Source organism: Streptomyces sp. NPDC001514 (assembly GCF_053597075.1).
In genome coordinates, this window is the sequence record NZ_JBSFHO010000077.1 from 1 (window position 1) to 4,700 (window position 4,700).

Here is a 4,700-nt window from a genome sequence, read left to right on the forward strand (position 1 = left end):
AGGCGCTCGCCCGGCTGCGCGCGGGCAACCTCCGGTGGGCGGCGGAGCGGCAGCGCCACCCGCACGAGGACCGGGAGCGCCGCCGCGAGGTCGCGGTGGCCCAGCATCCGTTCGCCGTGGTCCTGGGCTGCATCGACTCGCGGGTTGCGCCCGAGCTGCTCTTCGACCAAGGACTCGGAGATCTCATGGTCATACGGTCCGCGGGCCAGGCACTGGACGAGGCCGTGCTCGGCAGCATCCAGTACGGCGTCGAGGAACTCCACGTCCCGCTCGTGCTGGTCCTCGGCCACGAGCGGTGCGGCGCGGTCTCCGCGGCCGTGGAGTACGTACGGACCGGCAGGCCGGTGACCGGGCATCTGGCCCGGGTGGTCGACGACATCGCGCCCTCCGCGAGGGAGACGAAGGACCTGCCGGGCGACTGGGTGGAGAACACCGTGCGGGCCAATGTCGCGCGCATACGGCGCACGCTGACCGCCGACCCTGCCTTCGAGGGTGCCGCGGTGTCCGGCGCGCGCTTCGACCTCGACACCGGAAAGGTCCGCTTCGACCGGATCTGATCCGTCGGATCCGGTCGGGAACATCCCGCGGGTGCAGGGCCGAGGGCGTATTCCCGTAATCACGTACTCCGTCGGCAGTACGACCTAATGCCTGCTCAAGGACGACGACCGGGGCGGTCCCCGGGGGAGATCGTGGAGCCCATGAGCTCCCTCGCACTGTCCGTGCTGCTGTCACTGGTGTCGGCGGTCGCCTACGCGGCCGCCGCGATCGTGCAGGAGCGCGTGGCCGCCGGCGCGTCCGGCGGAGCGTACGCCCTGATGCGCGACGCCGGCTGGTGGACCGCTGTCGGGCTCAACGGAGCGGGCGCGCTGCTGCACGTCGTCGCGCTGGCGTACGGGCCGCTGAGCCTGGTCCAGCCGCTCGGCGCGCTGACCATCGTGTTCGCCCTGCCGATGGCCGCGGTGTTCGTACGGCGCCGGGCCGGCACGACCGCGTGGCGGGGCGCGCTGATGGCGACGGCGGGGCTCGCCGGGCTGCTGGCACTGACCGGGCCCGCGGATTCCCGACCGCCGGGCGGCGCGGGGCAGCTCATGCTGGCCGCGGCGGCGTTCGCAGCGATCGCCGCGGTGTTCCTCGCCGCGCACTGGGCGCGCCGCCCCGTGGTCCGCGGTGTGGTGCTGGCGGGCGGCGCGGGAGTTGCCTTCGGTGTCGCCTCGGTGTTCACCAAGATCGTCGCGGAGGATCTGGACGAACTGCCCGGCGGCACGTTGACCGAACTGCTGCCGGCCGTGCTGGTGACAGCGGGCCTGGCCTCGGCCGGGTTGCTGCTGTCCCAGGCGTCGTACCGGGGCGCGGGGCTGGCCGCCCCGCTGGCGACCGTGACCGTGGTGAATCCGGTCGTCGCCGCGGCGGTCGGCGTCACCCTCTTCGGCGAGGGGTTCCGGTACGGCGCGACGGGCACCGTCCTGGCCGTGGCGTGCGCGGCTACGGCCGCCGCGGGGCTCGTACGGCTCACCGCGGAGCCGCCGCGCAGGGCGGCGGCCGGCGGTGCAGCGGATCTCTCAGGTCTGCCGGGTCTCTCAGATCGTGACGCCGCGGGCCCTGAGGTAGGCGAGTGGGTCGATGTCGGAGCCGTACCCCGGCCCCGTGCGCACCTCGAAGTGGAGATGGGGTCCCGAGCTGTTGCCGGTGGATCCTGAACGGGCGATCCGCTGACCACTGTTGACCTGCTGGCCCTCGCGCACGGTGAGCGCCGAGAGATGCGCGTACTGGCTGTACCTGCCGTCGGAGTGCCGGATGACGATCTCGTAGCCGTATGCGCCCGCCCAGCCGGCCGAGACGACCCGGCCGGCGGCGACGGCCTTGACCGAGGTGCCGGTGGGCACGGGGAAGTCCACGCCCGTGTGGTAACCGCTGGACCAGGCCGAACCGGCCTTGCGGTAGGGGGTGCCGGGGCTCGCGGCGACAGGAGCCCCGTAGGCGCCGGTGCGGGTGGCCGGGCGCTCGGCGCGGTCACTCCGCTCCTTCGCCTGCTGCTTCTTCTGTTCCTGCTGCTTCTTCTGTTCCCGCTGCTTCCGCTGTTCCTGCTGCTTCCTCTGCTCCTGCTCCTGCTGCTTCCTCTGCTCCTGTGCCCTCTGCCTCTGCTGCTCCAGTGGCTGCTCGGGGGCCGGCTTCGCACCCGGCCGGGAATGCGGCGACTGGGGCTTCGCGGGGCTCGTCGGGTGCGTCGCAGGAGAGGGAGACGTGGTGCCCGGTGCCGTGATCCGCGTACGCAGCCGCTGGCCCGGGAGGATGAGGTCGGGATCGTCACCGACGACGGTACGGTTCGCCTCGTAGAGCGCCTGCCAGCCGCCCTCGACCCGCTGCGTCTCGGCGATTCCGGAGAGCGTGTCGCCCCGCGTCACCGTGTACATCTCACGCTGGGTGGGGACGGTGGTCGGGGTGGCGGCAGGGGTCGACTGCTGCTGCCGGGCGCGGACGGTCTCGGCCTTCGCCTCGCGCAGGTGCTCATGGGTGATGCCGGGAGCGCCGCCCCCGCGGGTGAGCCCGGCGCGTACGGAACAGGTCGGCCAGGCCCTCGGCCCCTGCCCCTTGAGCACCTTCTCGGCGACCGCGATCTGCTGGTCCCTGGTGGCGAGGTCGGCGCGCGGCGCGTAGGCCCTGCCGCCGTACTCCTCCCAGGTCGACTGGCTGAACTGGAGGCCGCCGTAGTAGCCGTTGCCGGTGTTGATCTGCCAGTTGCCGGTGGCCTCGCAAGCCGCGACCTTGTCCCAGACGTCCACGGACGCAGCGTCCGCGGTGCCGGTCGCAATCAGCGGCAGGGCCATACCCGCGCCGCCCGCGGTGATGGTGAGCGATGCCCGGTTGATACGGCTCGGCTGGTGGCGACGGTGTCGTCCGCGAACGGCCATGGTCCCCCCTTGAACACGTCAGCAGCCGTCAAAACTAGGGGTTCGGAACAGGCCATGACAAGAGGCGCGGCCCAGGCGCCACGTCGCACGCGCGAACCCCCGCCCCGACTCGTCCGGGAATCGTGCGCCGCTCGGGCGACTTGAGCTCCCATGAACGCCGCGCCCCCCTGACCCGTATTCATACTGGCCACGGGGAGGGGCACTTCCGACGGACACCAGGAGCACACGCATGAGTGGTACTGCCCAGATCGGCGTCACCGGTCTCGCGGTCATGGGCCGCAATCTCGCCCGCAACTTCGCGCGCAACGGCTTCACGGTCGCCGTGCACAACCGCACCGCCGCCAGGACGCGCGAGCTGGTCGAGGCGTTCGGCGACGAGGGCTCCTTCGTCCCGGCCGAGAGCCCCGAGGAGTTCGTCGCGGCACTGGAGCGGCCACGCCGTCTGGTCATCATGGTCAAGGCGGGGGATCCGACGGACGCCGTGATCGAGGAGTTCGCCCCGCTGCTGGAGGCCGGCGACGTCATCATCGACGGCGGCAACGCCCACTTCGCGGACACCCGGCGCCGCGAGCGCGAACTGCGCGAGCGCGGAATCCACTTCGTGGGAGTGGGCATCTCGGGCGGCGAGGAGGGCGCACTGCACGGGCCGAGCATCATGCCGGGCGGCTCGGAGGAGTCGTACGGCTCGCTCGGCCCGCTGCTCGAGAAGATCGCTGCGAAGGCCCAGGACGGCACGCCCTGCACCACGCACATCGGCCCCGACGGCGCGGGGCACTTCGTGAAGATGGTGCACAACGGCATCGAGTACGCGGACATGCAGCTGATCGCGGAGGCGTACCACCTGCTGCGCGCGGTCGCCGGCTACTCCCCCGCGAAGATCGCGGAGACGTTCCGGGGCTGGAACACGGGCCGGCTCGACTCGTATCTGATCGAGATCACGGCCGAGGTGCTGGCGCACACGGACGCGGCGACCGGGAAGCCGTTCGTCGACATCGTCGCGGACCGGGCCGAACAGAAGGGCACCGGCCGCTGGACCGTGCAGATCGCGCTGGACCTGGGGATTCCGGTCTCCGGTATCGCGGAGGCGGTCTTCGCCCGGTCGCTCTCCGGGCACGCCGAGCTGCGGGAGGCCTCACGCGACCTTCCCGGGCCGGTGCCGCAACCGCTCGGCGACGAAGAGGCCGCGCGCTTCGCCGACCAGGTCGAGCAGGCTCTCTACGCGTCGAAGATCGTGTCGTACACGCAGGGCTTCCACCAGATCAAGGCCGGCTCCGACGCCTATGACTGGGACATCGATCTGGGGGCGGTGGCATCGATCTGGCGGGCGGGCTGCATCATCCGGGCGGCGTTCCTGGACCGGATCCGCGCCGCCTATGACGCGCAGCCCGACCTGCCGAGTCTGCTGTCGGACAAGCAGTTCGCCGAGGAGATCGGCGCGGCGCAGGACGACTGGCGTGCGGTCGTGGCGGCCGCCGCACGGGAGGGCGTGCCGACGCCCGGCTTCTCGGCGGCGCTGGCGTACTACGACGCGCTGCGCGCGCGGCGGCTGCCCGCGGCACTGACCCAGGGCCAGCGCGACTTCTTCGGCGCACACACGTATCGGCGGACCGACCGCGACGGGTCGTTCCACACGCTGTGGGGCGGCGACCGGTCGGAGGAACGCACCGGCTGAGCGCGCTCAGGCCGGCGGAGGCGACGGCTCCGGCTCCGGCACCGGGGCCGGGGGCGGGGGCTCCGGGATCGGTTCGGGCGCGGGACCCGGCGGCGGCTCCGGCGGCGGTACGGGGCCGG

Annotated in this window: 4 protein-coding genes; 3 read left to right on the forward strand and 1 reads right to left on the reverse strand. The window is 72.5% G+C overall.

Annotated features, from left to right (window positions below):
- On the forward strand, positions 1-557 hold a 557-nt coding region (locus ACWCXB_RS36415; RefSeq protein WP_450728769.1), incomplete at its 5' end, for a carbonic anhydrase.
- A gap of 141 nt (positions 558-698) precedes the next feature.
- On the forward strand, positions 699-1,697 hold the full coding sequence (locus tag ACWCXB_RS36420; protein WP_450728771.1) for a DMT family transporter: 999 nt from the start codon (positions 699-701) through the stop codon (positions 1,695-1,697).
- On the opposite strand, the gene ACWCXB_RS36425 is transcribed toward ACWCXB_RS36420, so the two are convergent.
- Positions 1,578-2,909, reverse strand: a complete 1,332-nt coding sequence (locus ACWCXB_RS36425) for a transglycosylase family protein (RefSeq protein ID WP_450728773.1) — start codon at positions 2,907-2,909, stop codon at positions 1,578-1,580. The genes ACWCXB_RS36420 and ACWCXB_RS36425 overlap by 120 nt on opposite strands.
- Positions 2,910-3,138: 229 nt before the next feature.
- Between ACWCXB_RS36425 and gndA the strand changes: the two genes are divergently transcribed.
- Positions 3,139-4,581, forward strand: coding sequence for an NADP-dependent phosphogluconate dehydrogenase (gndA, locus tag ACWCXB_RS36430; RefSeq protein WP_450728775.1), 1,443 nt, complete (start codon positions 3,139-3,141; stop codon positions 4,579-4,581).
- Positions 4,582-4,700: the final 119 nt, after the last annotated feature.